This window comes from Pseudomonas sp. PDM20 (assembly GCF_014852575.3).
Taxonomy (GTDB): Bacteria; Pseudomonadota; Gammaproteobacteria; order Pseudomonadales; family Pseudomonadaceae; genus Pseudomonas.
The window spans coordinates 2,026,516-2,052,658 of the sequence record NZ_CM181224.1 but is presented as its reverse complement, the minus strand read 5'-3'; the positions used below and the strand labels follow the sequence as shown (position 1 = coordinate 2,052,658).

The 26,143-nt window shown below is 60.0% G+C and carries 27 protein-coding genes and 6 pseudogenes; 25 read left to right on the top strand and 8 right to left on the bottom strand.

Annotated elements, in window-relative coordinates:
* Nucleotides 1–246 precede the first annotated feature (246 nt).
* The gene (locus IB261_RS09745) at nucleotides 247–1,353 is read left to right on the top strand and encodes an HNH endonuclease (protein ID WP_412548383.1); all 1,107 of its coding nucleotides are present in this window, start codon (nucleotides 247–249) and stop codon (nucleotides 1,351–1,353) included.
* 211 nt (nucleotides 1,354–1,564) lie between these two features.
* Here the strand turns inward: IB261_RS09745 and IB261_RS09740 are convergent.
* Together IB261_RS09740 and IB261_RS09735 are read right to left on the bottom strand one after the other, a co-directional pair.
* Nucleotides 1,565–1,992: pseudogene (locus tag IB261_RS09740) on the bottom strand (IS66 family transposase); the annotation flags it as partial.
* 71 nt (nucleotides 1,993–2,063) lie between these two features.
* Entirely contained in the window at nucleotides 2,064–3,143 is a 1,080-nt protein-coding gene (locus IB261_RS09735; protein ID WP_192382182.1) for a hypothetical protein, read from the bottom strand.
* Between the two features lie 262 nt (nucleotides 3,144–3,405).
* Between IB261_RS09735 and IB261_RS09730 the strand changes: the two genes are divergently transcribed.
* From IB261_RS09730 to IB261_RS09695, 8 genes and pseudogenes are all read left to right on the top strand, one after another.
* Nucleotides 3,406–3,738: a hypothetical protein gene (locus tag IB261_RS09730; RefSeq protein ID WP_192382180.1), complete on the top strand. Its 333-nt coding sequence runs from the start codon at nucleotides 3,406–3,408 to the stop codon at nucleotides 3,736–3,738.
* 121 nt (nucleotides 3,739–3,859) lie between these two features.
* Nucleotides 3,860–4,493: pseudogene (locus IB261_RS09725) on the top strand (DUF932 domain-containing protein); the annotation flags it as partial.
* 253 nt (nucleotides 4,494–4,746) lie between these two features.
* The gene (locus IB261_RS09720) at nucleotides 4,747–5,019 is read left to right on the top strand and encodes a hypothetical protein (RefSeq protein WP_192382246.1); all 273 of its coding nucleotides are present in this window, start codon (nucleotides 4,747–4,749) and stop codon (nucleotides 5,017–5,019) included.
* A 98-nt stretch (nucleotides 5,020–5,117) separates the two neighbouring features.
* Nucleotides 5,118–6,086, top strand: coding sequence for a DUF932 domain-containing protein (locus IB261_RS09715; protein WP_192382178.1), 969 nt, complete (start codon nucleotides 5,118–5,120; stop codon nucleotides 6,084–6,086).
* Nucleotides 6,087–6,240: 154 nt separating this feature from the next.
* Complete coding sequence (locus IB261_RS09710; protein WP_192382176.1) at nucleotides 6,241–6,642, top strand: hypothetical protein; 402 nt, start codon at nucleotides 6,241–6,243, stop codon at nucleotides 6,640–6,642.
* Nucleotides 6,643–6,770: 128 nt separating this feature from the next.
* Nucleotides 6,771–7,775, top strand: a complete 1,005-nt coding sequence (locus IB261_RS09705; protein ID WP_192382174.1) for a YqaJ viral recombinase family nuclease — start codon at nucleotides 6,771–6,773, stop codon at nucleotides 7,773–7,775.
* A 79-nt stretch (nucleotides 7,776–7,854) separates the two neighbouring features.
* Nucleotides 7,855–8,763 carry a recombination directionality factor gene (locus tag IB261_RS09700; RefSeq protein WP_192382172.1) on the top strand — a complete coding sequence of 303 codons (909 nt, stop codon included), beginning with the start codon at nucleotides 7,855–7,857 and terminating at the stop codon, nucleotides 8,761–8,763.
* Between the two features lie 45 nt (nucleotides 8,764–8,808).
* Nucleotides 8,809–9,012, top strand: coding sequence for a hypothetical protein (locus tag IB261_RS09695; protein WP_192382171.1), 204 nt, complete (start codon nucleotides 8,809–8,811; stop codon nucleotides 9,010–9,012).
* On the opposite strand, the gene IB261_RS09690 is transcribed toward IB261_RS09695, so the two are convergent.
* Nucleotides 9,009–9,341, bottom strand: coding sequence for a helix-turn-helix domain-containing protein (locus tag IB261_RS09690; RefSeq protein WP_225606001.1), 333 nt, complete (start codon nucleotides 9,339–9,341; stop codon nucleotides 9,009–9,011). The genes IB261_RS09695 and IB261_RS09690 overlap by 4 nt on opposite strands.
* A gap of 102 nt (nucleotides 9,342–9,443) precedes the next feature.
* Between IB261_RS09690 and IB261_RS09685 the strand changes: the two genes are divergently transcribed.
* From IB261_RS09685 to IB261_RS09670, 4 genes are all read left to right on the top strand, one after another.
* A complete protein-coding gene (locus IB261_RS09685; protein ID WP_192382169.1) occupies nucleotides 9,444–9,890 on the top strand; it encodes a YfjT/YkfB family phage-associated protein in 447 nt (148 codons plus the stop codon).
* A gap of 29 nt (nucleotides 9,891–9,919) precedes the next feature.
* Nucleotides 9,920–10,237, top strand: coding sequence for a putative periplasmic lipoprotein (locus IB261_RS09680; RefSeq protein ID WP_023124076.1), 318 nt, complete (start codon nucleotides 9,920–9,922; stop codon nucleotides 10,235–10,237).
* 170 nt (nucleotides 10,238–10,407) lie between these two features.
* The gene (locus tag IB261_RS09675) at nucleotides 10,408–12,969 is read left to right on the top strand and encodes an autotransporter family protein (RefSeq protein ID WP_192382167.1); all 2,562 of its coding nucleotides are present in this window, start codon (nucleotides 10,408–10,410) and stop codon (nucleotides 12,967–12,969) included.
* The gene (locus tag IB261_RS09670; RefSeq protein ID WP_192382165.1) at nucleotides 12,969–13,859 is read left to right on the top strand and encodes an alpha/beta hydrolase; all 891 of its coding nucleotides are present in this window, start codon (nucleotides 12,969–12,971) and stop codon (nucleotides 13,857–13,859) included. The genes IB261_RS09675 and IB261_RS09670 overlap by 1 nt, the downstream gene beginning before the upstream one ends.
* 118 nt (nucleotides 13,860–13,977) lie before the next feature.
* Here the strand turns inward: IB261_RS09670 and IB261_RS09665 are convergent.
* Nucleotides 13,978–14,163, bottom strand: a pseudogene (locus IB261_RS09665) (transcriptional regulator); the annotation flags it as partial.
* Between IB261_RS09665 and IB261_RS09660 the strand changes: the two are divergent.
* Nucleotides 14,157–14,320, top strand: a pseudogene (locus tag IB261_RS09660) (IS5/IS1182 family transposase); the annotation flags it as partial. The pseudogenes IB261_RS09665 and IB261_RS09660 overlap by 7 nt on opposite strands.
* A 286-nt stretch (nucleotides 14,321–14,606) precedes the next feature.
* The gene (locus IB261_RS09655; protein ID WP_192382242.1) at nucleotides 14,607–15,551 is read left to right on the top strand and encodes a Dyp-type peroxidase; all 945 of its coding nucleotides are present in this window, start codon (nucleotides 14,607–14,609) and stop codon (nucleotides 15,549–15,551) included.
* A 150-nt stretch (nucleotides 15,552–15,701) separates the two neighbouring features.
* Here IB261_RS09655 and IB261_RS09650 read toward each other — a convergent pair whose 3' ends face one another.
* A complete protein-coding gene (locus IB261_RS09650; RefSeq protein WP_192382163.1) occupies nucleotides 15,702–16,400 on the bottom strand; it encodes a hypothetical protein in 699 nt (232 codons plus the stop codon).
* A 217-nt stretch (nucleotides 16,401–16,617) separates the two neighbouring features.
* On the opposite strand from IB261_RS09650, the gene IB261_RS09645 reads away from it, so the two are divergent.
* The 3 genes and pseudogenes from IB261_RS09645 (at nucleotide 16,618) to IB261_RS09635 (ending at nucleotide 19,643) form a co-directional block, all read left to right on the top strand.
* Nucleotides 16,618–17,838 (top strand): tyrosine-type recombinase/integrase, encoded by a 1,221-nt coding sequence (locus tag IB261_RS09645; RefSeq protein WP_192382161.1) that lies wholly within the window; start codon nucleotides 16,618–16,620, stop codon nucleotides 17,836–17,838.
* Between the two features lie 857 nt (nucleotides 17,839–18,695).
* A pseudogene (locus IB261_RS09640) lies at nucleotides 18,696–18,833 on the top strand (IS3 family transposase); the annotation flags it as partial.
* A 600-nt stretch (nucleotides 18,834–19,433) separates the two neighbouring features.
* Entirely contained in the window at nucleotides 19,434–19,643 is a 210-nt protein-coding gene (locus tag IB261_RS09635) for a cold-shock protein (protein WP_192382159.1), read from the top strand.
* Nucleotides 19,644–19,764: 121 nt separating this feature from the next.
* Here IB261_RS09635 and IB261_RS09630 read toward each other — a convergent pair.
* Nucleotides 19,765–20,108: pseudogene (locus tag IB261_RS09630) on the bottom strand (IS3 family transposase); the annotation flags it as partial.
* A gap of 223 nt (nucleotides 20,109–20,331) precedes the next feature.
* Between IB261_RS09630 and IB261_RS09625 the strand changes: the two are divergent.
* The gene (locus tag IB261_RS09625; protein WP_141679858.1) at nucleotides 20,332–20,478 is read left to right on the top strand and encodes a lmo0937 family membrane protein; all 147 of its coding nucleotides are present in this window, start codon (nucleotides 20,332–20,334) and stop codon (nucleotides 20,476–20,478) included.
* Nucleotides 20,479–20,500: 22 nt separating this feature from the next.
* Here IB261_RS09625 and IB261_RS09620 read toward each other — a convergent pair whose 3' ends face one another.
* Entirely contained in the window at nucleotides 20,501–21,241 is a 741-nt protein-coding gene (locus IB261_RS09620; protein ID WP_192382157.1) for a BON domain-containing protein, read from the bottom strand.
* A 196-nt stretch (nucleotides 21,242–21,437) separates the two neighbouring features.
* On the opposite strand from IB261_RS09620, the gene IB261_RS09615 reads away from it, so the two are divergent.
* The 4 genes from IB261_RS09615 (at nucleotide 21,438) to IB261_RS09600 (ending at nucleotide 23,953) form a co-directional block, all read left to right on the top strand.
* On the top strand, nucleotides 21,438–21,941 hold the full coding sequence (locus IB261_RS09615; RefSeq protein WP_192382155.1) for a hypothetical protein: 504 nt from the start codon (nucleotides 21,438–21,440) through the stop codon (nucleotides 21,939–21,941).
* A gap of 132 nt (nucleotides 21,942–22,073) precedes the next feature.
* Entirely contained in the window at nucleotides 22,074–23,171 is a 1,098-nt protein-coding gene (tal, locus tag IB261_RS09610) for a transaldolase (RefSeq protein ID WP_192382153.1), read from the top strand.
* A gap of 146 nt (nucleotides 23,172–23,317) precedes the next feature.
* Nucleotides 23,318–23,494, top strand: a complete 177-nt coding sequence (locus IB261_RS09605) for a CsbD family protein (RefSeq protein WP_082996391.1) — start codon at nucleotides 23,318–23,320, stop codon at nucleotides 23,492–23,494.
* 174 nt (nucleotides 23,495–23,668) lie between these two features.
* Nucleotides 23,669–23,953 carry a hypothetical protein gene (locus IB261_RS09600; RefSeq protein ID WP_225605999.1) on the top strand — a complete coding sequence of 95 codons (285 nt, stop codon included), beginning with the start codon at nucleotides 23,669–23,671 and terminating at the stop codon, nucleotides 23,951–23,953.
* Nucleotides 23,954–24,133: 180 nt separating this feature from the next.
* Here IB261_RS09600 and IB261_RS09595 read toward each other — a convergent pair whose 3' ends face one another.
* Nucleotides 24,134–24,694, bottom strand: coding sequence for a lipid-binding SYLF domain-containing protein (locus IB261_RS09595; RefSeq protein WP_412548389.1), 561 nt, complete (start codon nucleotides 24,692–24,694; stop codon nucleotides 24,134–24,136).
* A gap of 634 nt (nucleotides 24,695–25,328) precedes the next feature.
* On the opposite strand from IB261_RS09595, the gene IB261_RS09590 reads away from it, so the two are divergent.
* A complete protein-coding gene (locus IB261_RS09590; protein WP_192382151.1) occupies nucleotides 25,329–25,541 on the top strand; it encodes a hypothetical protein in 213 nt (70 codons plus the stop codon).
* A 147-nt stretch (nucleotides 25,542–25,688) separates the two neighbouring features.
* Nucleotides 25,689–25,895, top strand: coding sequence for a hypothetical protein (locus IB261_RS09585; protein ID WP_192382149.1), 207 nt, complete (start codon nucleotides 25,689–25,691; stop codon nucleotides 25,893–25,895).
* The last annotated feature ends 248 nt before the right edge of the window (nucleotides 25,896–26,143 follow it).

The following is a 26,143-nucleotide window of genomic DNA, read 5'->3' as shown; positions in this document are numbered from 1 at the left end:
TCAAGACCCAAAGCAAGGATCTACCCCCCACATCTCTGGCACCTTACCCCCGATTTCCGGTATCTCGACGACGCATTCTAGGGGTGAGATCGCTCGATGTGTTTGAATAGAGTCGTTGGTCCTTTGTCGCAAATCTGAATTGATTGACGGGTCAGCCCTCCATTTGAGCAAGCCGGAAAAACCCTCACGAGCACCGTAGCCGCCTCAACCGGGGAGCGCGCTGCCATCAATCGAATCGAGCTCACGATGAAGCACTGGCGGATCTATTCGACTACATCGAGCGGTTCCACAAACCACGTATGCGCCGTAGAGTCGCCGGGCAAGATCTATGGCTTTCAGCTTTTTTCACTCGCCCATGGCAACGGGGCAGAGCCCGAGGTACCGACAGGGAGTGGTGGCAGAATGATGCGATATTGGTGGGTGAATCACAATAAGACTGCGCGACAGGAGCTGGATGGCGGCTACCTTTGGTCGCCACTGCGTGAGGCCAATGGCGCGCGAAGCCAGTTCTACGAAAACATGCGAATCGCCGAGCCCGGTGACGCTGTGCTTTCCTTTTCTGGTGGATTTATTCGCCACGTTGGATTTGTCTTAGATTTCGCAAGCCCAGCGCCGAAGCCTGATAGTTTTGGCAACGCCGGCGAAAACTGGGCCAACAGCGGGTGGCTTCTGCCGGTGGAATGGAGAGTATTGACCACACCCGTTCGCCCTAAGAACCAAATCGCAGCGCTGGGCCCTTCGATGCCCAAAAAGTATTCACCGATTCATCCAGTTACGGGAAACGGCAATCAGAAGGCATATCTCGCCGAAGTCGGACAGGCGGTGTTCGAGCTGCTAGTTGGTCTATCTAATTTCACAGACAGGCCGGTGGCGATGTCAGATCACCCCACCGACTCAAGGCTGAAACGTATCGATGATGTTTTAGAGAGCCAGATCGCAGCAGATCCCGCCTTGGACTCAACAACTAGGCAACAGCTTATCCTCGCACGCCACGGTCAAGGCCTATTTCGATCTCGCGTATTCGAACTTGAAAAGGTGTGTCGCTTAACAGGTGTAGAAACTTCTCGACTATTGATCGCCAGTCACATAAAGCCATGGCGAGTATGCAGCAGTGCTACCGAGCGGCTGGATGGTGCTAACGGTCTACTTCTTGCCCCTCATGTTGATCGCCTATTTGACCGCGGCTTGATCAGTTTCAGTGAACATGGCGAGGTCATTGTTTCAGCACACCTCAACCGTCTCGACCTCAAGCGCTTAGGACTGGAAGAGGCATGTGCGAAAGGCTGTGCTCCTTTCCACCCACGCCAGGCCGCCTACCTAACCTTTCACCGAGACAAAGTTTTTCTGCCCTGACACCCCCAAAACTGGACATCTGTTCTTGAAGGGAGGATTGGACGATAAATTTGGCGCGCCTGGTTAGTAAGGGAGGAATCACCGCTGAGAACCAGGAAGCCTTGCAATATGTGGCGGCAGATCAATCGCGCGTGCAGGTACTCCCGCCCAGCGCAGTTTCCCTTTGTAAGCGTACGGGAAATACGCCTTGGGCAGGGCAGCCTAGCATCCCCTGATGCGGCAACAACTGCTCGATCTCGCTGGCCTTCTGCGTCGGCAACTGCGTCAGTATATCCTTAAGGTACGCGTACGGATCATGCCCAGCCATGCGCGCCGACTGGATCAGACTCATGATCGCCGCATCTCTTTTGCCGCTTCGCACTGATCCTGCAAAGAGCCAGTTCAAGCGAAACAGCGCCACGGCCTGATCGTGTTTTCCACCGGGTTATTGTCGGTGCGCACAGCACCATCATCCAGGTGGCGCGTCAGCGCTACCCAGCGTTTCAAGCTGTAGTCCAAAGCCTTGGCCGTAGCCGAGCCCTCGGGCACAAGCCCATGTTGAGCCAGCATCCATTCATGCAACTTGCCAGCGAGGGATGCCGCTATTCCTTGACGCAATCGCTAGCGGTCTTCATCGCTTATGTCCTTGGCCTGCCGTTGCCGGACGGTTACACACGCCCGAACTACCAATGACAAAAGCCCCGCGGATGCGGGGCGTTTAGACAATATCGTCACTTTGCAGCGGTGGACTGGCCCTCTGGCTCATCACCGTAGTCATCTTGGTCAGTAATCTGTGTAACCTTCTCAATCTCTGCCTTGACCAGTTTACCGCCTCTGGTTTTGGTGATCATCTGCAGGAGGACAACCTTGTCACCCCATTCTGCATCCTGGATCACATCAAGGATTGCATCGGTAACAAACGAGCCATCCTTAGGCAGGGTGGCCGTGATCTCAACCTTCCTGATCACATCGAATAACGTCAGCTTGTACTCGTCCTTGGACCGATGGTCGACACCCCTAATCCGATAAACACTTGCCATTCGGTCAGCGACTGCAACATTTCGAGGAGAGTGGCTGATCTCGCCGACAAAAGCTCCGGGGAGGCTCAAACCATGTACGTTCACAGACTCTGCGTCTGTAGTGCTCGCAATCAGTTTGTCGTAGGTTCCGGCCATGTGCTCTGAGATAGTCTGCACCTGTGGAATTCGCTCGGTAACCATCTTGAACATCTCAGCACGCGCCGCCGCATCGCTTTGAGAGACGTCCTTCACAAGCTCCAGGGTCTTCAGGCGCTCTTCTCTCTCGGCATCCGACTCTAACTTGGCGAGCTCAGCCTTCCGAGTTTCCTTCTGGAAATCAACGTAACTGCTGAATCCGAGATAGCCGAACCCCAATGCCCCAATAGCAAGAATCGCTATCAATTTGTGCTTTGAGTTCATGGATTTGAAGCCCTCAGCAATTCCTTTTGCAATAGCCTCGGCTTGGTCCTCAAGCTTCGCAACAAAGCCAGAGCTTCCATCCTTGACTTCTATAAGAATCTTGAGCTCTTCGCGGTCCGCATTCGTCAACCGCTTGCTTGAGTCAGCATAGCGAACCAAAGCATAGGATTTGTTGATGGTTTTCTGCAGATCGAGAAACGACTCCATCAGCTCAGGCGTGATTGTCGAGTGATACCGATCGCCTTTGACATGCATCTCGAAGCGAGGCCAGTTTTCAAACACAACCTCAGGGAGAGGGGCATCAGAATCTTTTAGAAGAGTCTCCAGCAGCTGAAGAGCGGACTCATCGTCCCTAATTACTACCTTTCCCATCCCGCTTCTCCTTGTCATGACGGGCCGAGAAGATATCACAGTGCCATAACCAAAACACAACGCCGGGCTGTTCGAAAAGCCAGCACCGCGTGCTCCTACGATGGAAATAGCCTTGGCCGTCCCCTGAACAAATCGCTCAAAAGGTCTACGGTCTGTGCTGACGGCCCCCTGGATTCAAAGAAATTTCAGACCTGTATCACCTAAGCGAAGACGGGCACGTATGGCCCTCTTCAGCCTTTTCCGTTGAACAGGAGTCTGAAAAATGCCGATTTACTGCCCTTCCTGTAATTCTGGGCACATTCGTACCCGCAATTTCACCCGCAAAGTCGGCGGCGCAGCCGGAGCGCTCGGCGGCGCAGCGACCGGTGCCGCCAGCGCGGTCACTGGTGCCCAAAGTGGCGCTGCTCTGGGCGCCGTTGCCGGTCCCATTGGCACCGTACTCGTTGGCGTAGCAGGCACAATTCTGGGTGGTCTGGCCGGTGGCACCGTCGGCAGCCTTGCCGGTGGGCGCATGGGCGAGGAAATCGATGCCCGAGTGCTCGACAACTTCGAATGTCAGGCCTGCGGCCAGGTGTTTTCGGTCAGCGAAAACTAGCCCTCCCTTGTAGTACCTCGCTCCCACGCGCTGCCTTTTCTCTCACTTTTTCCGCACGTCGATGCTCGCTGCTGAAGCCGAGCATTGGCGCTCGCCAGTGTCCTCTGGCAAGGAGATTTTTATGGCTCATCTCATCGAACAAATGGCTTACGTTGGTGCCATGCCGTGGCATGGCCTGGGCAATCAACTCACCCAGCAACAACCCATCGAAGACTGGCAGCGCGAGGCCGGCATGGACTGGAAGATCCAGGAACGCCCCGTCCACTTCAAAGCGGGCGCGGTCGGGCACCTGGGCAGCATCCATTCCTTCCCCGAACAGAAGGTGCTCTACCGCTCCGACAGCAAGGCGCCACTCTCGGTGGTTCCCCCCAGCGCTACCAGGTGGTGCAGCCTAGGGAGGTGTTGGAGTTCTACCGCGACCTCACCCAGGTCTCCGGCTACGAGCTGGAAACCGCCGGCGTGCTCAAAGGTGGTCGCAAATTCTGGGCTCTGGCACGCACTGGACAGAACACCTCGCTGAAGGGCAATGACCTGGTCAACGGCTACCTACTGCTGGCCACCTCCTGCGACGGCACCCTGGCCACCACCGCCACGCCGACCACAGTGCGGGTGCTGTGCAACAACACCCTGACCATCGGGCGCGACCCGGGCAATCAAGGTGCCGCACAGCACGCGCTTCGATGCCCAGGCGGTGAAGGCAACTGGGCATCGCCGTCTCGCAATGGGACGAGTTCATGTATCGCATGCGCCATCTGACCACATAAGGCCAATTGTCAGAAACAGCCGGTTGGAATGAGGTTTTGTCGCCTTTGAAAGGCCCGGTTTACAGGGCTTCGGGGTAGCGCGGGGTGGCTCTCATGCGATTCATAATGCTTGGCTGCACCAGTCGATCGGAAAAAATCTCAGTCCTACATCACTGCCATGACATACCCACAAGGAGGCTCCCCAGCCATGTCACTGCAGTGCCCTCGCTGTAATTCTCCCAAGATCGCATCCCTGCATCCCGCCATGAAGATTGGTGCCCTCGTCGGCACGGTCGGTGGTGCTGCACGTGGTGCTTCCGCCGCTCTTGCTGGCGGCCAAACTGGCGCAGCAATCGGCGCTATCGCTGGCCCATTGGGCATCACCCTCGGCTCGTTGTCCGGCGCCATTCTCGGCGGCCTGGCCGGCGGCGTCGGCGGTTGTGCTCTGGGCGCCCAACTTGGCGACCAGTTGGATCGTCACGTGCTCGCCAACAACCTCTGCCTGATCTGCGGACATCGCTTCAACCTGCCGTCCTGATCAGCTTCATTCTTCGCTCCCCTTCCCTTTTATCCCTTCCGCCGGTGCTGCGCGTTGCGCAGCGCTTTATGCCGGCTATTGCTCACAGGAAACTCATCATGGCTCATCTCATCGAACGTATGGCGTATATCGGCGAAGCCCCTTGGCATGGACTGGGCAGCCGCCTCTCCCCGAAACAGCCGCTGGAAGTCTGGCAGCGCGAGGCCGGCATGGACTGGCAGATCCAGGAAAGCCCAGTGCACTTCAAAGCGGATGCGGTCGGGCACCTGGGTAGCATCCACTCCTTTCCCGAACAGAAGGTGCTCTACCGCTCCGACAGCAAGGCACCGCTCTCGGTAGTCTCCCAGCGCTACCAGGTGGTGCAGCCTAGGGAGGTGTTAGAGTTCTACCGCGACCTCACCCAGGTCTCCGGCTACGAGCTGGAAACCGCCGGCGTGCTCAAAGGTGGTCGCAAATTCTGGGCTCTGGCACGCACTGGACAGAACACCTTGCTGAAGGGCAACGACTTGGTCAATGGCTACCTGCTGCTGGCCACTTCCTGCGACGGCACCCTGGCCACCACGGCAACGCCGACCACCGTGCGGGTGGTGTGCAACAACACCCTGACCATTGCCGTCGACGGTGCTACCCGGGCAATCAAGGTACCGCACAGCACGCGCTTCGACGCTCAGGCGGTGAAAAAGCAACTCGGCATCGCCGTCTCGCAATGGGACGAGTTCATGTACCGCATGCGCCACCTGGCCGAGCGCAAGGTGCAGTGGCACGAGGCGATGGGCTACTTCATGCAGGTGCTCTGCGATGCCCAGCCCAACAATCCGTTGCCGGATTCCTTGCCGAATGAACGCGCTCTGCGTCGGGTGCAAAGCCTGTACGAAGGCCGCGGCCGTGGCTCTCAGTTGGAAGCCGCCAACGGTACTGCCTGGGGACTGCTCAATGCCGTCACTGAGTACGTCGACCACGAACGCCGTGCCCGCAGTAATGAGTACCGCATGGACTCGGCCTGGTTCGGTCAGGGGGCAGTGATCAAGCAACGCGCCCTGGATGCGGCCCTGCAATTGGTGGCCTGACGGCCGTTCCCTCCTTCCGTTATCCCTCTTCGCCCAACCGGTTCTGCGACGACAGGAGTCTCTCACTGGTACCGCGGCGTTGGGCGTTCTCTTCCACCCGCCGGGGTTCCACTCCTGGGGAGTGGGCTCCGGTATTTCATTGGAGGCCTCTCTCATGGGCTGGCTGTTCTCATCCCGTACCCGGGCAGAGCTGATCCGGGACCTGACTCAACCTGAAGACCAGGCTCGCGCCCGCGGTCGCATCATCGCCCACACTCTGCGCGGCAATGTGCTCTGGTCGGTCACCGAAGTCACAGCGAAAACCGAAGGTGTTTACCCTGGCCTCGCTCCCGGCGAGTCCATGCGCTACATCCGCTGTGATCTGCTGCAACGTAGTGGCGGTGAGTGGGGGTACAAAGCCATGGACGAGTCCATGGCGCCGTACTACTACAGCTGCCCGCTGCGCTATCTCGACATGGCCAAGGAGCTCTCACCCGGCTGGCGCGAGAAGGTTCGAACCCATCACGCACGGCGACGGCAGTCGACGACCGCTACAGCCGGTGGTGTAGCCCGGTAAGTGGGAGAGCCCAGCCCCGCCAGGATGCGGTTCTCCCGTTGATGGCCTGGCAGCCATTGCCCACGTCATTCCCCTGATGCCCGACCGGTGCTGCCGGCCGGGCATTTTTATGTCCGGAGAAAATCCCCATGACTCATGCCCATTCCACACCTAACAAGGCACGGCAGCGCCCTGCCCTGCGCCTGGTCGGCACCAAAGAGCTGTCCCGTGATGACTGGCTAGCGGTACGCAAGCACGGTATCGGCAGTTCGGACGCCGCTGCTGCGGTCGGCCTCAATCCCTACAAGTCGCAGCTAGAGCTCTGGCTGGAGAAGACCGGCCGCGATGCTGGCCTGCCCAAGAGCGATCCAAACGACGAGGAAAGCCCGACCTACTGGGGCAACATCCTCGAACCCATCGTCGCCAGCCACTACGCCCGGCGTACCGGCAACCGAGTGCGGCGGATCAATGCCGTGCTGCAGCATCCGGATCCTGAGCTGCCCTGGATGCTGGCCAATATCGACCGTGAGGTGATCGGCGCCGACGATGTGCAGATCCTCGAATGCAAGACCGCCGGCATCAATGGCGCCCGTCTCTGGAAGGAAGGTGTGCCAGTGTACGTGCAGTTGCAGGTGATGCACCAGTTGGCGGTCACCGGTAAACAGGCGGCTGACGTGGCCGTGCTACTCGGTGGACAGCACCTGGAGATCCATCGCATCGAGCGCGACGAGGAGCTCATCGGCCGGCTGATCGAGCTGGAGCGCGACTTCTGGGGCTACGTGCAACGCGATACGCCTCCGCCGGCGGATGGTTCCGACTCGGCGGAGCAGGCCCTGCGCTGCCTATACCCGGAGGACCAGGGCCACACTCTGGACTTCACCCAGGATCCGCTGCTGTCGGCGGCCTTTGATGAACTGCAGGCAGTACGCGCCAGTCTGGAGCTGCAGAGCAAGCGCGAAGCCGAACTGAAACAGCAACTGCAGCAGGCCATGGGCAGTGCCAGCCGGGCACTGTTCGCCAACGGCGCGGTGTCCTGGCGCAAGGCCAAGGACAGCGTGGTGCTCGATGTGTCCCTGCTGCTCAAGGAAAAGCCCTACCTGCTGGCGCGCTACCCCACCACCAAGCTCGGCAGCCGGCGCTTCCTGATCACTTGATTTCGCTTCCCCCCTTGACCACCTCGGCGTATCCCCTGCGTCGGGGTGGTCTTTTTTATTCATCCACTGGAGAACCACCATGCTCAAAGGCTTGGCCATTACCCCGCCGGTGCTCGGGCGGATTTCCATCGGCAAGGTCGTCGAGAAGAACGGCAAACGTCTACCGGAGAAGGACGATCAATTCACCCTCACCTCGCAGGTCCAGCTCCGCGATGGCTGGCTACCCCATCCCCTGGACGAGGAGCTGCGCAAGGTCCAGGGCGGCAAGATCCGCAGCATTCCGATCCGCTTACTGTTCAACGCGCCAGAGCTGAACTTCCGTGCCGAGTACTGCCTGTTCGATCGGCAGTCCGGGCGGCCGCTGTGTGTCGGCAACGGCGAAACCTGCAAGCGTCGCGGTCAGGACGGCATCGCCTCGCTGCCCTGCCCTTCGCCGGATGGTTGTCCGTTGGCCAAGGGCGGTGCCTGCAAGCCTTATGGCCGGCTCAACGTGGCAATCGGCGATGAGGATCCGCTAGGGAGCTTCGTGTTCCGTACCACCGGCTTCAACAGCATCCGCACCCTCGCGGCCCGGTTGCAGTACCTGCAGGCGATTTCCGGCAACCGCCTGGCGTGCCTGCCGCTGGAACTGCGCCTACGTGGCAAGTCCACCCGGCAAAGCCATGGCTCGCCAATCTTCTATGTCGACATCACGGTGCGTAGCGGGTTGTCGATGGAAGAAGCGCTGCTGCAAGCCCGGGAGCTCGATGAAGCACGTCAGGCCTCCGGCTTCGACCAGGTGGCACTGGATGCCACGGCACGGCTGGGCTTTGCCAATGGCGCCTTCGAGGACAGTGATGAGGAAACCAGAGCCATCGCCGAAGAGTTCTTTCCGGAACCGACTCCCGAATCGCCCCCTTCAACTGCTCCTGCAGCAGAGCCACGCACCGCACCGAAACCCACCCTGTCGACACTGCTGAAAGCCCGCGCCCAACACGCCGCGGAGTGACATCCGTAGCGTCACCACCATTCAACCTACGAGGAGGATAGCGCCATGAGCCTGGTGCGTTTTATTGGTTTGCTGTTCGTGTTCATCGGCGTGCTGGCCAGCTGTGCAGTGGCTGTTGCGCTGCTGGTACTCATGTTGCGCTTCTGGCCACTACTACTAGTGATCAGTGCCGCCTGCGCAGTCTTCAATAAATTCTTAGAAGGAGGCTCGCCGGCTAATCAACCGGGGCAATTGAAGGAACTAGTCTAACTAGCAAGCAATTCGTCGAGGTATTGCAGCAGTTGTATGCGCTTCGAAGCCTCTAACTGATGAAACTTGGTCAGAAGCTCAGCCTCGTCTTCCTCAGTCGAATAGAAGTAGGCCGCCGGAACCCCGAGAACCACCCCCAAACGCTCGACAAAGTCGGGTGTGGGAATGCGTTTCCCCAGTTCGTAGCGGTTCATGCGCGCGCTAGCAGACATCGCGTCCAAACCAGCCTCTAGCCCGAGACGCTCCTGCGAGAGCCCAACTCGCATCCGGGCCTGCTTGATTCGGCTTCCCAGCACCGACATCCCGATAACTCGCTGCAAAAGCAGCATCGTGCATGTTGGTACTTCACCAAATACTACCGTTTTGGTAGTGTCGCAATGACACTAGGACCCGAACGGATACCTGCGCCCTCACTACAAGGACCAGTCCCTATGCATAAACACATTTTCACCTCCACATTGCTCAGCCTGATATCCATTACCACCGCTCACGCCGGCACCAATGAATGGAGCGCCAGCTACACCCAGGGCGTCGAGGAACACCTCGTCGACGACGGCCTCGGCAACCAGTTGAACATCACCTGCCCGGACGATGACGAAAGCCCCGTCTCCGCCTACGCCACCCTCGCCGGCAAGCGCTACTCCTCCGAAAAAGATGGCTTCGACGTCATCGTCGACGGCACCACCTTCAGCAATCCCTTCTACACCGACTGCGAAGCCTGCAGCTCCAGCTTCCCGGGGTTCTGGGCCGCGCTGCGCAAGGCCCGCACCCTGCAGCTCAGTGCCGGTGGCCAGACGGTGACACTTCCGACCCAGAACCTTCCCCAGGTTCTCCAGCCCCTGACCAGCAAGAAAAACCTCTGCCGCTCCGCCTGGTAATCACCAGCTCTTTCACAGGAATCCGTTCAATGAAGAAGTACATCCCCCTACTGCTTATGGCTGTGGCGCTGTCCGGCTGCGGCGCGGAACCACCCATCACCGTGGAGCTGGGGCACAACCCCTATTGGGGATCGCCTCAGTTGCAGATCACCGCCAAGAAAGACGCCGTCACGATCAACAGCGTGACCATCAACCGTGGCAACTGCAAAGCCAACGCCTATGAAGTCCTGCCCTACCAGGTGCCGTTCGGTGACGTCCTGAAGGTCGACTCGCGCTACTGCCAGAAGATCATTGAGGCGTCGATCTCCACCAGCGAGGGTGATTACGACTTCAGCTTCGGCAACTAGTCCCATCCTCCGCTAACCCCACTCGGAATACCCAACTCCGCCCACGGCCATCACTTGGCCGTGGGCGGAGCAGGGACCCTTTTGTTTTTTGAAAACCCAGGAGCTGCCCATCGAGACACACCCCAATAGAACAAAGCACCACGGCCATACACACTCAAGGATCTGAACTCATGACACCGACGTACCGCAAAACCCTCCTCGCCCTGGCCATTTCCGCCAGTGCCCTGCCCCTAGCCGCGCACGCTTTGACGCTGACCAACAGCGGCCTGGACAGTGAAGGCAACACCTACACCGACAGCACCGAAGTGACCGGGGCCTTCACGGGCAGCGACCAACCTCTTCGCTTCTACAGCGACACCTTCAACCACGACCTGGTGCTCAACGCCCAGGAGCAAGCCACGGGGGATGATCTCAATGGCGTCGACCTGTCCTACGCGGGTGACGACGACAATCCCTCCTCCATCGGTGCGCCCACCGAAGTGTTCGGCAACCTGCAGAACAAGGGCAGCATTTCGGTGAGCGGTGCGGGCGTCACCGGCCTGCTGATCGACCCCGCAGTTATCCACGGCAACCTGGTCAATGAAGGCACCCTGCAGGTGGCCGGTGGTGTCCTTGAGGGCGATGGCATTCGCGGCCTCAAGTTCGCCGGCCAGTCGGTATTGCAGGGCGACCTGATCAACGCCGCCAGCGGCAAGATCCTCGCCGATGGCGACGAGGCCACCGGCATCCAGCTCAAGGGCGGCACCATCGGCGGCAAGCTGATCAACAACGGCCTGGTCCAGGTCAGCGGTACCGAATCAACGGGCGTTCTCGCCACCTATGACGACGACATGGGTAACCCGGATCGAGTGGACCTCGGCGGGATCGAGAACCACGGCAGCATTGTGGCCAGTGGCGACGATGCGACGGCGCTGCGCCTGGATGGTGTGAGCTTTGCCGACGCACCGGTGCAGGTGCTTAACACCGGCGCCATCCAGGCTGACGATGCCGCCATCGAGGTGGGCGCCTTCGACATCGACGGCGCGAATGCCAGCAATACCCTGGTCATCCAGAACAGCGGCACCCTGATTTCCCAGGACGAAGCCATCGATGCCTCCCAGGCCAGTGGCGGCGTGCGCCTGGTGTGGAATGCCGGCAGCATCACCGGCAACCTGATCGACCTGTCCAACATCGAAGTGAACGGCGACGTGACCTTCAATGGCACCGACGCCAGTACCGATGGCGCGAACATCCGACTGAAGGACTCCGGTTGGCTGGATGTCGGCAGCGATGCGGGCAACACGCCGGCGCACCTGGAATTCGGTCAGCCGCACACCACTATCCAGGGCAACCTGGACGTGGCCGGCAACTCGTCGCTGGGGCTCAACCTGAGTTCGGCCACGGATCCGAACAAGGCCGTGGTTGCGGTCTCCGGCACGGCGGAATTCGCCAAGGGCTCGCAGATCCAGCTGGCGGCCCAGGGCAATGACTTCAAGGCCCAGGGCACGACCTATACCCTGATCCAGGCCGGCACCCTGCAAGATGACGGCGTCAGCGTAACCAGCCGTTCGGCCCTGCTGAACGTCGACACTGTCAGCAGTGGCGATAACCAGATCCTGGCCAAGGTCAGCACCAAGGACCAGGACGAAGTCGGCGACGTGATCGGCCAGATTGGTGGCTCAGCCAACGCCCAGCGTGCGGGCGCAGCCTTCAGCCAGGTGGTGGCGGGTTTGGCGCAAAGCAATCCCAACGATCCGGTGTTCCAGGCTTACGTGAATGCCTCGCAGGATCCGGTGGCGCTGAAGCAGCTGACGGAGCAGTTGGCCCCCGAGGTGAACGGTGGTGCGACCCAGGCGGCCACCAGTGGGCAAACGCTGGTGAGCAACGTCACCGGCAATCGCACCAGCAGCCTGCGCGGTGCGTCCTCGGGGGATGTGCTGCAGAACACCGGTATCTGGGCCCAGGCGCTGTACAGCGATGCCAACCAGGATCTGCGTGACGGCGTGGCCGGCTTCAACGCCTACAGCCGCGGCATCGCCCTCGGCGCCGATGGCAAGCTGACCGACCAATTGACCCTGGGCGTGGCCTACAGCTTCCTGCATACCAGCGTGAACAGCGACAGCGGCAACATCACCGACGTCGATGGCAATGCGCTGACCCTGTACAGCGGTTTCGAACAGGGCAACTACTTCGTCGACGCCAACCTGAGCTATGGCCTCAACGACAACGAGAGCAAGCGTCGCATCGCCAGCACCACGGCCAAGGGCGACTATGACAGCCAGGTGCTGGGCGCCAACGTCGTCGGTGGCTACACCTATCACCTGAACGAGCAGTTCCTGGTCGAGCCGCGCCTAGCCGCACGCTATGCGCGCGTCGATATCGACGGCTACCACGAGAAAGGTTCGTCGGCGGCGCTCAAGGTGGATAGTCAACGCTACGAAGTGGCGGAGCTCGGTGCTGGTGTGCGGGTAGCCGGAGACTTCCAGGTCGGTAACGGCAACCTGCAGCCGCAAGCCAAGCTGATGGCCTACCATGACTTCGCCGCGGACGAAGCCCAGAGCACCTCGACCTTTGTGCTGGGTGGCACGCCCTTCGTGAGCCAGGGCGCCAAGGCCGTGCGCAACAGCTACGAAGCGGGTGTGGGGGCGGACTACCATCTGGGTGCGGTCACAGTTGGTGTCAGCTACGACTACACCGGCAAGACCGACTTCAGCGCCGACACCTTCACGGCCAAGGTCCGTTACGACTTCTGATGAGCCACTACCTTTCCGGCCCACGCAGGTGGGCCGGTTTTCTTCGAGTTATCCCGGCGCTGCTGCTCAGCGCCCTCCTCGCCAGCTGCCAGTCGCCTCGCGAGGCGCTGCAGCAGTTGGCGGATGCAAATGACCGGCAACTACAAATCCTGCCGGGGCAGCCGTTTCCGCTCGCCATGCTGGCACCGCAGGGCACAGCGAAAACCACTCGCCTGCGCGTCTACCTGGAAGGCGATGGCCATGCCTGGGCCACTGCGACACAACCCAGTCAGGATCCGAGTCCGCACAGCCTGCTGGTGGCGCGGCTGGCAATAGATGATCCAACGCCGAATGCCTATCTGGCGAGACCTTGTCAGTTCGTCATGGCACCGGCCTGCGAACCTGACCTCTGGACCGATCGGCGCTTTTCGCAGGAGGTGGTCACCAGTCTCAGCCAAGCGCTGGATCAGTTGAAACAGCGCTATGGCAATCGGGAGTTTGAGCTGGTGGGATATTCGGGAGGCGCGGCACTGGCACTGCTGCTGGCGGCACAGCGGGAGGACGTCACCCAGGTCCAGACGCTGGCGGGCAACCTCAGCCCGCGGCTTTGGGCACAACTGAAAGGGCTGGCGCCCCTCGGCGGCTCGCTGGATCCGTTGGACTATCGAGATCAACTGGCAGCAATACCACAGCGACACCTGGTGGGAGACGCAGACGACGTTATCCCCACATCGCTGGCCAACGCCTATCCGGTACGGCTACACCCATACGCCTGCAGTCAGGTTGTACTCTCACCTGCGGCAGATCACCAGCAGGGCTGGGAAGCTTTCTGGAAGACCTGGCGAGATAAGCCATTAAATTGTGAGAGCAACCGACCTCAAACACGTACTGATTCGCCCTCAGCAAAGTAACTATGGCCCGCTATCGTTCAGAAGCGCCCCTTCGCGACAGGCAGCTACAGCCAGAAGCAGACATTCGCATGCCTTTCGGCCAGTCCCATCGAAACGCAGGTTTGCAGATCACACTGGTTCAAAGCCCCTGATAGCGCCGCTCGAAATCACTGGATAACTGTTCACTTCCCAAGCGGTTTATAAGCAACGCCTGTGCCGCGTCAAACGCGTCTGTCAGCGCAGCGTTCACCGCTTGTTCGACCAGGCATTGTGGATGGTCGGTCGACAAACCGATGGCGAAAAGCGAAGACGAGCCCAAGGCCTGTTGGCACGTTGAAGGCCTGGATGGCCCCCCCCATTTCCTCACCCGAACGCTCGACCGGGTAAGCACGGAAATGAGCCTGCATGTGCTCGCCTACAACTTCAAACGGGTGCTGAACCTGCTGGGCAATAGTGCGCTGATGGCGGCGATGAAGGCCTGAAACCCCATTGGCAGCACGCTGAACTCGTTGCACAGCATCACGGAAGCCGCATTCCTGAATCAGTTGAATGACTCGGATCGACGCGCCAGGAGCCCATAGAGTCTCTGGGCACCGTTAGAACCATCCCAAAATCAGCCACCCATCACACGCTGCGTTTTTACACAGTCTGGGCCGGTAACTGACAACGGCGGGTCCTTGGTCTAAAGCAACCAGAATTGTCACCGTGACTAGCAGCCTGCTTTGATAACCTCGTCCTTCCCCATTTCGATAGCGGCGCATGGAACCTATGCTCAACGAATCCCCCCTCCCCCAGGCAGTCGACAGTCCGATTACCCGCAGCGCGATCATCCTGGTCGCCACCCTGACGCCGGGAAAGGACTGGGGCTCCGTGCGCTCGCTCTGCGAGGACGTTGCTGCGTTGGTGCGCTCAGTCGGCAAGCGTGTGCCGACGGGCAATCTGTCCTGCGTAGTAGGCTTTGGTTCAGCGGCTTGGGACGCACTCTTCGGCGCTCCGCGGCCGGCCTCCCTGCACGCTTTCCGCGAGATGGGCACGGGGGAGCGTGTCGCCGTGTCCACCCCCGGTGACCTGCTGCTGCACATCCGTGCCGAGCACATGGACCTCTGCTTCGAACTCGCGACACAACTGGTCGCGCGCCTGGGCGACGCCGTCACGGTGGTCGATGAAGTCCAGGGTTTTCGCTACTTCGACATGCGCAGCATCATCGGTTTCGTGGACGGCACCGAGAATCCGGAAGGGCGGGACATCCCGCACTTCACCCTCGTCGGCGACGAGGATGCGGACTTCGCCGGCGGCAGCTACGTCCTGGTGCAGAAATACCTGCATGACATGGCAGGCTGGAACCAGCTCTCTACCGAAGCTCAGGAACGTATCATCGGTCGCACCAAACTGGCCGACATCGAACTGGGAGATGACGTGAAGCCCAGCTGCTCGCACAGTTCCCTGACCACCCTGGAGAAGAACGGCCAGGAGGTGAAGATCCTCCGCGACAACATGCCGTTCGGCCGCCCCGGAGCAGGAGAGTTCGGCACCTACTTCATCGGCTATGCCCGCTCCCCGGCGCCGGTCGAGGAAATGCTGGAAAACATGTTCATAGGCCGCCCAGCCGGCAACTATGATCGCCTGCTGGACTACAGCAAGGCAGTGACGGGCAGCCTGTTCTTCGTGCCTTCCGCCGACCTTCTGGAATCGCTGGCCAACAAGGCGCCCTGAAGGAACTTCTTCCACGCGGCCGCTACCGGCCCTTCGCAGCAGCTCACTAATGGCTGAAGCACTCGCGAATGCCGGGAATGCGGCCCTGCCGGGTTTCAGATCCCCGCCATATCCCCCCGAAGGGCGGCCTTTTCGTTGCCGGTGCGCCTGCTACAGCAGGCCCACCAGCGCATGGCCGGGCAGTACGCGGAAGTCGTTCGACATCATCACGCTCAGCGCGCTGATCGCGATGAGGGAGAACGCGACGAGGTCTGGAATGCCGTGTACGCCCAGGCGTGCATCGAACTGCATGACGCGATGGACTTGGCGTATCTGACGGCCCAGCGGCCGAGCGACGTGCTGATCGCCCGCGCGCCTGGCATCGACGGCGACCTCCTCAGCACCTCCCAGGGAAAAACCTCGAAAAAGCTGCGAATTCGCCTGATCAATGCAGGTGGAAAGACCGATCTCGGCATCCTGATTGATCGCCGGCGCCAGCAGCGGAAGGACCGTCACATCGTTGGCCGCTACCTGGTAACTACCCCAAACGGACGGAGGCCCACCGCCTCGATGTCGCGCATTCGGTTCGATGAGGCCCGGGAGGCTGCAGCCAGGGCGGCGCTGGAGAACCGCGACAAGACGTTGGCAACTGCCGTCCGGCAATTCCAGTTCCGCGCCATCCGCCCCAAGGCCGCCTCGGAAATCGACGACCTGGGCCGCGCCTCGAAGCGGCTCGTGCATACCGACAGGCGCATCACCGAAACGGTGCATCGGCGCGTTGGCGAGGTTGTCGACCCAACCCGCTGGACGAATGTTACGGAAAACGGCCTTAAGGTTACGGAAATAAACCGCTGGCAATCTCGTTGCCATGAGCCCCAGGCAGAAACGCGAAAGCCCCGACGTGCGGGGCTTTCAGCGTGCTCAAATTGGCGGAAGCGTAGTCCGCCAGCCGTGAGTCCCAGAACATCCCTCGATATCCAACAGCCATTTGATAACAAAGGAATTTCTCCTTTCAACCGTCCCATAGCGTCTTGCAGCGTTTGGCAGAATCCCGCTATAAGACGTGGGTAGAAATGTGGGTATCAATATGACTCGAGGCATCAACAAGCTTTCCGCTCTCGCGGTACAGAAGGCCAAGGAACCGGGCTACTACGGCGACGGTGGCGGCCTATGGCTTCAGATCAGCAAGCTAGGCGGCAAGTCCTGGGTGTTTCGCTATACCCGCCATGGCAAGACCCGGGAGATGGGCCTTGGGCCGGTGCACACCGTTTCCCTGAGCGATGCCCGCCTGAAAGCCCTCGAGCACAGGAAGAGCCTGCTCGAAGGTACCGACCCGCTGGAAGAAAAGAAGGCCAAGGCGCAACTCGCCAAACTGGAGGCTGCGCGACACAAGACCTTCAAGGAATGCGCCCAAGCCTATATCAAGGCCAATCGGGCCAGCTGGAAGAATCCCAAGCACGTCCAGCAATGGGAAAACACCCTCGAAACCTATGCCTTCCCCATCATTGGCGAGTTGGCCGTAGGCACCGTTGACACCAACCTGGTGTTGAAGGTGCTGCAGCAAGAAGTGACGTCAGGAAAGGAAACCGCGCAGTTCTGGTATGCGAAGGCAGAGACGGCCAGCCGGCTGCGAGGCCGTCTTGAAAACATTCTCGACTGGGCAACTTTCCGCGGCTACCGCCAGGGAGAGAACCCTGCGCGCTGGAAAGGCCACCTGGAGCACGAGCTACCCGCACGGAGCAAGGTGCAGAAGGTTGAACACCATGCCTCCCTCCCCTACACGGAAATTGGCAGCTTCATGAGCGAACTCCGGAAGCGCCCTGGCATCTCTGCTCGAGCGTTGGAGTTTTCCATCCTTACGGCCTCTCGCTCAGGGGAAGTGCGCGGTGCGCAGTGGGACGAGGTGAACCTCAAGGAAGGCGTCTGGACAGTGCCAGCAGAGCGAATGAAAACCGGCAAGGAACACGCGGTGCCGCTTTCGTCAGAGGCGATACAACTGCTGGAAAACGTCCCAAGAGTGGCCGACAGTCCCTATGTCTTCCCATCGCCAAAGGGCAAGCAGCTCTCGGACATGTCGCTTACGGCCGTCTTGCGGCGCATGGAACTTGGGCATCTGACCCAGCACGGCTTTCGCTCAACCTTCAGGATCTGGGCGGCAGAGCAAACGCACCATCCACGAGAAGTGTGCGAGCATGCTCTTGCACACAAGCTGCCGGACAGTGTCGAGGCCGCTTACCAGCGCGGGACCTTATGGCCAAAACGGATCCAACTCATGGGTGATTGGGGTGTTTACTGCTCACAATCCTAAGCAAATCGCTCCTCAAAATCGGAGGCCTAAGCAGGCAGCTTTCGGCCGATTTTGTTGAAAAAGTCCCGACTGCGTAATTGCATTGCACTTGACCACCCAGTTGCATTGCCGTTGACCAGTCAATTGCATTCGTGCTGACCACCGTTTGCATCCGACTTGACCTGTACCCAGAAGAGGCGGCCGGCAGAGAACGGCCACATGCGGGCTTCCATATGAGGCTGAGATCGGGATCCTAGCGCTCGTGGAGCAATTTCCCGCTTGGGCGTGCAAATTGAATTGCGCTGGCTCGTGAAAGGGAGGAAGGTGGTAAAACTTTGCGCCCGAGCCCTGGCGGAATCCCTCTTCCACTGTTCGGTCGTCACCGAGGATGGTATGGACCACGAACGCTTCACCCGTGGACTGAACATCGCAGCGTGCTGCTTGAGTGTGGCGATGGAAGATATCTTGGCCGAAGAATACGTATCTGACTCTGCAGCCTCAACGCAGCGCCTCTCGACAATTCGCCAAAACATCCAAAGCTGCGCTCTAATTCTGCAGTCACTCCAGATGCACCAAAAGAAATCGCAGCGACCGAGCATATCCGATCACTGGGACTGTCTCCCTATCTCAGATAAGGTATGCCAATGCAGTTCTAGTTGGCCTTCTGGTCTCCGATCTCGACGGAGCACTGCTGCACGCCACTGACGATGAGAACTTCAGTTCCGCACAATTCACCAGGAACACAACACCGAAAGCAGTACGGTCTGGCGAACAGACCCCACAAGCCCAAAGGCCGCATCCCAATGCGGCCTTTTTCATTTCCTGTGTCCTGTCCTGAATAAGGTTTACACCTTGGCCCTTATTTCAGGAGAGTTGCGATGGCAGAAGGTGTGCGGCGTAGCCAGCGTGATTACACGCTAGCTTTTAAACTGGCGGTGGTCGATCGGGTCGAAAAGGATGAAATGAGTTACAAGGAGGCTCAGGCCCGTTTTGGCATCCAGGGTCGCTCGACGGTGCAACGCCCCTCAAACGGGGCTAGCTAGGTGCCTTCATGTGCTTTGGAAAGTTTTCAGCGCCTTGGCGTTGGGAATGCGGCAACTCCTGAGGCCTGGCCATAACGATAGGCCTCGACTTTTTTCTGCTATACGGCTAAGTGCCTTTCACCTTGGGCTTAGCTTGCTGCTTAACCCACTGCCCCTTTTGAGCATTCCGATTCCAGGCTGTCTCACCTGCTGGAATTTTTTCGATCCTGCCTCCTTTCGACAGGAATACATCAACCTGAACGCTTAGAACGTTTCTCGCTTCATTTTCCGGAGAACCTCTCACAGCATACCTCTCAATGGGGAGCCCTTCAGCTGAAGAACCTGCCGGGACTATACAGGTGCTCGTCCACAATCACAGCAAAGGCGACCGACCGTCGAATATCAGGGCTCAGCCAAAATATTGCTATCTAATCCCTGCAACATCTGTATGCTGACTTAGCTGCCTGTTAGGTTTAGCGGTTCCGTCTTGATGTTTAGTCTGTTTGATCTCCATCTCCTCGGCTTCTCTTCACTTTGCATCCAGTCTAGTCAGGCCTAATGCCTGAAACTTTACATACCTTGGAGATTCACATCATGGCAACCCGCCAAACCGGTATCGTCAAATGGTTCAACGCTGATAAAGGCTTCGGTTTTATTACCCCTGAAAACGGTCCGGACGTCTTTGTTCACTTCCGTCAGATCGAGTCCAGCGGCTACAAGTCCCTCGATGAAGGCCAGAATGTCAGCTTTCTCGTAACCGCCGGCCCCAAAGGCCCGCAGGCCGAGCAAGTGCAAGCCATGTAAGGCTACTGTCGCACCTGAAAGCCCCGCATCGCATTGCGGGGCTTTTTGTTTTCTGTAACCGAAAATCTCCAGTTTGATTAGAAAGACACCTGTGACCTGCCCCCAGTTTTAGTATCGCTACCTAGTTAGTAGGCCTTGGGGTTGATATCAATTTTTCCTGTTTCGGCTGCTGCTGGCGAGTTCGCCAACTTGCAGCAAATTCTGCAGGGTAAGATTGCCAATACCGACCGACTCCTTGGCGAAGGCATCGACCATCGTTAGGCATTTGATCCGCCGCCCGGTGCTCAGTGCATCGAAGACGAAGTCCATCGACCAGACCTGGTTTGGTGCGTTTGGCAAACTCAGACGTTCGCGCTCCACCGCGACGCCGTAGCGGCGCCGCAGCCGTTTCACCATCAAGCCGGCAGCGCGGTACAGGCGATAGATCCGCTTGTGGTTGACCTGCACACCGGAACGCCGCAGCAGGAAGCGTCAAACCAAGGCTCGACGCTTCGACTGTTCAAGCTGCTCGCAAAGTGAGCGCCAGTCTGTACGTTAGGGAGCGTTAGTGCTGCCTCTCAGTCACCCACTTCTCGCCAGGCCATTCTAGCTAGGGGATCTTGGTGCGGTGACGTACAGACCCCTCCTCCAGGCCGGCTGCAACCTACACAAAGACAGGCCATTGCCATGCAGTGGAAGGAGGCATCAAATGTTCGAAGCTCTCGTACTAACGCTACTGGCCCTGTGGGCACTAGGGTTGATCACCTCGTACTACATGGGAGGACTGATTCACATTCTGCTGCTCGTGGCAATCGGACTGGTGGTGTATCGATTCAGACGAAGACCGCTGCCGTAACATCTGTACATTGCACCAAGGCTCATTCCGAGCTCGCACCGTTACGGGCAGTCGGCAGGCAGACGATGGCAACCCAGGACCATTGCGTCGAAGCGTCGCCATGCATCCCTCCACAGACTTCCGAGTTGAGTGCCTCCGCACGGACTGCCCTGGCGCCGGGTACGCCGCGGGCGAGCATCACGGCACGCGCACGCTCGGCATCGTTATGCAAGGTCCCACGAAGAGTGACCACTCCGTCGCAAGTGTTCACTGCAACGGCCGAGCCACGGATGTCCTCCATGGACACCAAGGCCAGCATCACTTTGGTGGTTATCCAGATATCGTCGGTGGCCAGGCCGAACTCCGTGGCGAAAACCCTGCAACGTCCGTCATTCACCGGCGCCTGCCCTGGGCTCTTCGATTCGACCTCCACCTTCGCTCGAACGACCGATGCCTGCGGTAACGGTCGTGCCCCGGTGATCCGGTTGTCCACCGAGATGATCCCCGCAACGCCCATGGCGATACGCGCAGCCAGCCTCCTGGCCCCCCCGTCGTCGACGCGCCCGCTCAAGATGGCGCGGCGTGCCTGCACGAAGGCTTCCAGGTTGCTGGTACGCAACTCGGGGCGTTGCGCATACCCCGTGAGAATCGATATCTCCAGGCGTATGTCGGCAGCGTCCTGCGCCCCCTGTTCGGCGGCGATGGGCGCAGCGCTCGCGGCCAGCAAGAACCCTGCGAAAAACCCACGCACGATCGTACCCGGCCTGAAAAGCCTGCATCCCATGGTCCTCGCTCCTGAACTTGATATTTAAATCATGCCACCGGCGAGTTCCAGCATCGGTGCGCTGGCGTACCCTTGAGCTCGCCTCGGCGCCCCTGCTGCGGTAGCGCTCTGTACGCTTGCGCACAGATACCGGGGGTGCTCATGCGTAGGCTGGAGCCAGGTCGCAAAGAGGCGGCCCTTTTCCAGGAGAATCGCCATGGCCGGCTATCGCCATCAGGTATCGGGCGTGTTTGCCCACCGTGCACAGGCCGAAAGCGCACGTGTCCGGTTGAGCGAGCGCGGAATACACGACCGGCAGATGCGGATACTCGGCGCCGAGGACCTGCCTCCTGCTAACGGCTCCAGACAGATCAAGCGCACACTCCGGCAAATACTAACAAGTGGTGCGGTCGGGACTCTGCTCGGCTTGGCGGTGAGTACGCTGACCGCCATCGCCCTGACCCGCACCAACGCCGGGCTGTTCAGCGGCCCCCCGCTGGTTCTTGTGGGCTGGGGAAGCGCCCTAGGCGCCCTGCTCGGAGGAATGATCGGAACTTCGGCGAACGCCGGCCAGGTTGACAGGACCTTCCGCTATGCCATTGCCCATGGCGACGTCGTCCTGCTGGTGGAGACCCTTTCGGAACGCGAGACACTGCTCGCCCGCGACACCATCGAAGCCTCCCTAGGCGTCGGTACGCACATGGACATCAGCCTGGTCTGAACCTGCGCAAGAGCAGGCCGGGCTTAGCCAATGGGCGCCCCTTACGACGGAGCCCTTTCATCACCGACCAGTCGGTGCTCCCCAGGTTACCCAGGGTAGCGGGGCGCGGCTGGCAGCCAACGAGGTTTTCCCATGAGACCACCCCGGCAACTGCACGACCTCGGCCAGAGCCTGTGGCTGGATAACATCACCCGCGAGCAGCTCGACAGCGGCACCCTGCGCCGCTACATCGACGAGCTCTCGATCAGCGGGCTGACCTCCAACCCGAGCACCTTCGACGCCGCCATCGGCAACGGCAGTGCCTATGACGCCGGTATCCGCGAAAAAGCCCAGGACGGGCTCTCCGGCGAGGCGCTGTTCATCGAACTGGCCCTGGAAGACCTGCGTCGCGCGGCGGACCAGTTGCGTCCGCAATTCGAGGCGAGCCACCGGCTCGACGGCTGGGTGTCGATGGAAATCTCGCCGAACCTGGCCGACGACAGCGCCGCCAGTCTCAAGGCGGCACGACACATCCAGAGCCGGGCCGCGCGGCCCAACCTGCTTGTGAAGATTCCCGGCACCCGCCACGGCATCCCAGCAATCGAGGACGCGATCTTCGCCGGCGTGCCGGTCAACGTCACCCTGCTTTTCTCTCCAGAACACTACCTGGCTGCCGCCGAAGCCTACCTGCGTGGTATCGAGCGACGCATCGCCGCCGGCCTGGATCCGCGGGTCGGTTCGGTCGCTTCATTGTTCGTCAGCCGCTGGGACGTGGCGGTGAACGACCAAGTATCGGCCGAACTGCATAATCGCCTGGGCCTGGCCATCGCCGGGAAGACCTACCACGCCTATCGCCAACTACTCGCTTCGCTACGCTGGCGCCGCCTAGCTGCGGCCGGGGCACAACCTCAGCGGCTGCTCTGGGCCAGCACCGGCAGCAAGATCCCCACGGTCGCCGATACCTTCTACGTCGAGGCCCTGGCCGCACCAGACACGATCAATACACTGCCAGAGAAAACTCTGCAGGCGTTTTCTGAACACGGTTCGCTGACGCAGACCATGGCCGAGGACGGTGCTGACGCCGAAGTGCTGCTCGCGCGCTTCGGCCAGGCCGGAGTGGATATCGGCGCTCTGGCGGAACGCCTGCAGAAGGAAGGCCTGGAGGCATTCATCAAATCCTGGCGGCAGTTACTGCATCGTATCGACGAGAAGAGCGCGGGCTTCGCCCCGCGCCGACGCTGGGTAAAATGACCGCCATCGGGCCGCCAGAGTGCGCTAACGCACTGACGGCCGCCCCCATCACTGACAAAGTACTGACTCCGGCCGCCACGAGCACGGTATGTACCGGCTCCGCCATCCAGCGGCCCTTCCCTTGCGCTACCGTTGGAGCGTGCCCCGTGAACGAAGATCAAGTGAAAGGCAAAGTCAAACAGGTTTCCGGCCAAGTCAAGGAAACCACTGGAAAGGTGGTCGGCAACAAGTCGCTGGAGAACAAGGGCAAGGTGCAAAAGACGATCGGAAAGGTCCAGGAAAGCGTTGGCGACATCAAGGAGGATATCAAGAAGGGAATCTAGCCTTGGCCATATGGTAGGGACAGGCCACGGCCTGCGATGCCTGACTGGAGGCAGTGAAAAAGGCTCCGCCTCTTACCCGATGATCGTTGTGAGGCGGAGATCATCAAAACACTCTGTCGCGGTCGCTTGGCGATACACAGCAGTGCCACCTCCAAGCGACCAGGAAGGTCCCCCATGATCACTCACTTCAAAGTCGACGGACACCTGGCCTGCGGCCGCCATGGCAGCAACCTCCTTTCCACTGGCGAACCTAGCCGCGTGAAGTGTCGCAACTGCAGAGGCACCGAGGCTTTCCAGAGAGCCCGCAAGGACATGAGAAATGCCGCGCGCAGAGCCACCCGCAAGTCTCTGAAAGTCCATACGAAGCAAAGCTGGCGTGCATTCTGGCTGGAGAAGCTCACTGAGATGCCCGGGTTGCAGCGCCTCCCAAGAGGCTTCAGTGGCCAACCGTACATCTAGTAGTAGCCACCGCCCAGGCAGCCAAGCCTGGCTGCACCGTACCGGCACCCTCCACATCGGTCCCGTTCTCGATTCCCCGCCTCCGAAGCCAGGGGCGTCGTTGGCGGGGCTATTATTATCGGCCGTCGCCGGCATCAGTGTCTCTGTCGGGGTAATGGCCATGACCGGTCGTCAGGCCGCTCAGCGCTTGATCCTGGAAATTTTGGTCCCCTCGATACTGATGCCGGCCATCAGCCCCTGCTGGTCGAAGACGAAGGCATAGGCGTCATCCTTCAGCGTCGAGGTCGAGAGGTTCTTCGCCACCCCCTCGTCCACCACCACCACGGTGGGCCCAACGCCGATCTCCCAACCTTGGGTGGTGCTGACGTACTGGACGGCCTTCTCGGTCATCAGGAACACAACATAGCCATACGACTGGGCGCCCGCCTGCAGGCCCCAGGAACCGGTCACGGAGTTGTAGTAGCCTTCGACCTTCGAGCCCTTCAGCAACTCGCCTTCACCATAGCTGCCGCCGAACACCAGGCCTGCCTTGATGACCTTGGGGAACACCAGCACAGCCTTGGCATTGTGGGAAATGGTCTCGGCGAACGGGGTGGCCTTGTAGAGGATCTGCAGGGCCTGGAGGGAGTCCTTGTCCAGGTCCTCGGCAGTGGCCCCCCTCGCATCGGTCATGAACCCCGCCGAGACGAGCGAGAAGAAGGCAAGCATGAGCAATGGAACGAAAGTTCGTGAACTGATCATCGTCGTACTCCACAGGTAGATGAGGACTCGGTCATGAATGGCCTGCGCTTGCAGGTCCACGCCCGAGTACCCGGGTGATAGCACCGATGCACATCGCGGCGTGTCGATCATGATGTGGGGAGAATGGCAATTCTTCCGTACGCTAGCGCACCCACGGCACCAGGACTCCCCCGGCGTTACACGCCTTCCGTGCCTATGGAAACGCCATGACGGCCGGTGTTCGGAATCACTGCTCAGCAGACGGGTCATCGTCGTCGGGAAGGAGAATGTTCTTCAGTTGCGGCCACTTCGAACCGTAGCTCGTCGGCTCCTCCAACGGCACAAACGCCGGCTCCTCCGGGGGCTGTACCTCGTCTGGTTTGCCGCCGGCTGCCTTGCAGCTGCCACGGGAGGAATAGCGTTCAGCAGCCGATTCATATCACTGAGCCAAGGGAATGCCCTCGCCTGTCGACGGCTTCTCGATGGTGGATTCAATACGCTTGCACATGGTGCTCTCCAGGTACGGCTTCGGGTTTCAACAACAAAACGATGAACGAAAATCGCCGCCGCGTCGGTGCGTAGGCGTACAGACCAGGCCCACCATCGGCTGCAGGACGAAACAAGTTCATCGCGCAGTTGCGCAGAAGCTCGAAAAATGGACAGCCTCACCCTGAGCACCCAGCAGTACCCGCCCGACGCGGCGCCAAGTGCACCGCAACGCCTGTATCTGCAGAAACTCAGCGGTGTTCGCTACCTGGACATCCTCGAGATCGACGACACCTACACCCTCATACCGGCCTACGGATGCACCAAGCACGTAACGGGCGAAGACCTGACTAACACCGATGCCTGGAAAAAGCAGCATTGAACGGCAGCCCCCGGCCCAGTTGCAGCCTCTTGCCGTAACCGGTGGGCAAATGTTCGATAGCGTACCGACTGGCCCTACCGATGCTGCAAATCTTGATTCCCCGCAGCCCTTCAATGACGAGGGGCGCAAGACAACAGTGAGGCCGCCATGAACAAGTACACGCCCACCGAACACGGCGCGATCGAGAAAGCACCGAACCAGCAGCGCCGCACCGAGCACGACTCCCCCCTGGCCCACCGGGCCGAACGTTCTTCAGACGGCAAGCCGCGGGAGAGCAGTCCGGCCCCCGCCACCACGACGGAACCCACGAACCGGGGGAGAAAACCGTTACGGGCCAGCGATCAGAAGGGCTAGACGCGTTTCCGGAGTACCAGGGCCTGGCGGTCGTAGCCCACTCCCGACGGTACGTAAGGAGTCAAAGACGATGCTGACATTCCAAGATGCAAAACAACGGCTCATGTCCGCCTTCACGCCCTTCACCTGTACCCCCTCCAAGAGCTGGGATGGCTCGTTGAGCCTGCTTTCAGGAACCCGGGGACGGGAGCCATCGAGACCTTCGTCACCGCCATCGGACCTGAGCAATGGCAGAGCGAAGTCGCCAT

Excerpts from the sequence above, each read along its gene's own strand:
- IB261_RS09675 (WP_192382167.1), top strand. The coding sequence starts at position 10,408 with ATGACACCGACGTACCGCAAAACCCTCCTCGCCCTGGCCATTTCCGCC.
- IB261_RS09625 (WP_141679858.1), top strand. The coding sequence starts at position 20,332 with ATGTTCGAAGCTCTCGTACTAACGCTACTGGCCCTGTGGGCACTAGGG.
- IB261_RS09650 (WP_192382163.1), bottom strand. The coding sequence starts at position 16,400 with ATGGCAACGAGATTGCCAGCGGTTTATTTCCGTAACCTTAAGGCCGTT.
- IB261_RS09670 (WP_192382165.1), top strand. The coding sequence starts at position 12,969 with ATGAGCCACTACCTTTCCGGCCCACGCAGGTGGGCCGGTTTTCTTCGA.
- IB261_RS09655 (WP_192382242.1), top strand. The coding sequence starts at position 14,607 with ATGCTCAACGAATCCCCCCTCCCCCAGGCAGTCGACAGTCCGATTACC.
- tal (WP_192382153.1), top strand. The coding sequence starts at position 22,074 with ATGAGACCACCCCGGCAACTGCACGACCTCGGCCAGAGCCTGTGGCTG.
- IB261_RS09690 (WP_225606001.1), bottom strand. The coding sequence starts at position 9,341 with ATGCTGCTTTTGCAGCGAGTTATCGGGATGTCGGTGCTGGGAAGCCGA.
- IB261_RS09710 (WP_192382176.1), top strand. The coding sequence starts at position 6,241 with ATGGGCTGGCTGTTCTCATCCCGTACCCGGGCAGAGCTGATCCGGGAC.
- IB261_RS09685 (WP_192382169.1), top strand. The coding sequence starts at position 9,444 with ATGCATAAACACATTTTCACCTCCACATTGCTCAGCCTGATATCCATT.
- IB261_RS09705 (WP_192382174.1), top strand. The coding sequence starts at position 6,771 with ATGACTCATGCCCATTCCACACCTAACAAGGCACGGCAGCGCCCTGCC.
- IB261_RS09620 (WP_192382157.1), bottom strand. The coding sequence starts at position 21,241 with ATGGGATGCAGGCTTTTCAGGCCGGGTACGATCGTGCGTGGGTTTTTC.
- IB261_RS09735 (WP_192382182.1), bottom strand. The coding sequence starts at position 3,143 with ATGGGAAAGGTAGTAATTAGGGACGATGAGTCCGCTCTTCAGCTGCTG.
- IB261_RS09680 (WP_023124076.1), top strand. The coding sequence starts at position 9,920 with ATGAAGAAGTACATCCCCCTACTGCTTATGGCTGTGGCGCTGTCCGGC.
- IB261_RS09720 (WP_192382246.1), top strand. The coding sequence starts at position 4,747 with ATGAAGATTGGTGCCCTCGTCGGCACGGTCGGTGGTGCTGCACGTGGT.
- IB261_RS09585 (WP_192382149.1), top strand. The coding sequence starts at position 25,689 with ATGAACAAGTACACGCCCACCGAACACGGCGCGATCGAGAAAGCACCG.
- IB261_RS09635 (WP_192382159.1), top strand. The coding sequence starts at position 19,434 with ATGGCAACCCGCCAAACCGGTATCGTCAAATGGTTCAACGCTGATAAA.
- IB261_RS09595 (WP_412548389.1), bottom strand. The coding sequence starts at position 24,694 with ATGATCAGTTCACGAACTTTCGTTCCATTGCTCATGCTTGCCTTCTTC.
- IB261_RS09695 (WP_192382171.1), top strand. The coding sequence starts at position 8,809 with ATGAGCCTGGTGCGTTTTATTGGTTTGCTGTTCGTGTTCATCGGCGTG.
- IB261_RS09730 (WP_192382180.1), top strand. The coding sequence starts at position 3,406 with ATGCCGATTTACTGCCCTTCCTGTAATTCTGGGCACATTCGTACCCGC.
- IB261_RS09615 (WP_192382155.1), top strand. The coding sequence starts at position 21,438 with ATGGCCGGCTATCGCCATCAGGTATCGGGCGTGTTTGCCCACCGTGCA.
- IB261_RS09715 (WP_192382178.1), top strand. The coding sequence starts at position 5,118 with ATGGCTCATCTCATCGAACGTATGGCGTATATCGGCGAAGCCCCTTGG.
- IB261_RS09600 (WP_225605999.1), top strand. The coding sequence starts at position 23,669 with ATGATCACTCACTTCAAAGTCGACGGACACCTGGCCTGCGGCCGCCAT.
- IB261_RS09745 (WP_412548383.1), top strand. The coding sequence starts at position 247 with ATGAAGCACTGGCGGATCTATTCGACTACATCGAGCGGTTCCACAAAC.
- IB261_RS09700 (WP_192382172.1), top strand. The coding sequence starts at position 7,855 with ATGCTCAAAGGCTTGGCCATTACCCCGCCGGTGCTCGGGCGGATTTCC.
- IB261_RS09645 (WP_192382161.1), top strand. The coding sequence starts at position 16,618 with ATGACTCGAGGCATCAACAAGCTTTCCGCTCTCGCGGTACAGAAGGCC.
- IB261_RS09590 (WP_192382151.1), top strand. The coding sequence starts at position 25,329 with ATGGACAGCCTCACCCTGAGCACCCAGCAGTACCCGCCCGACGCGGCG.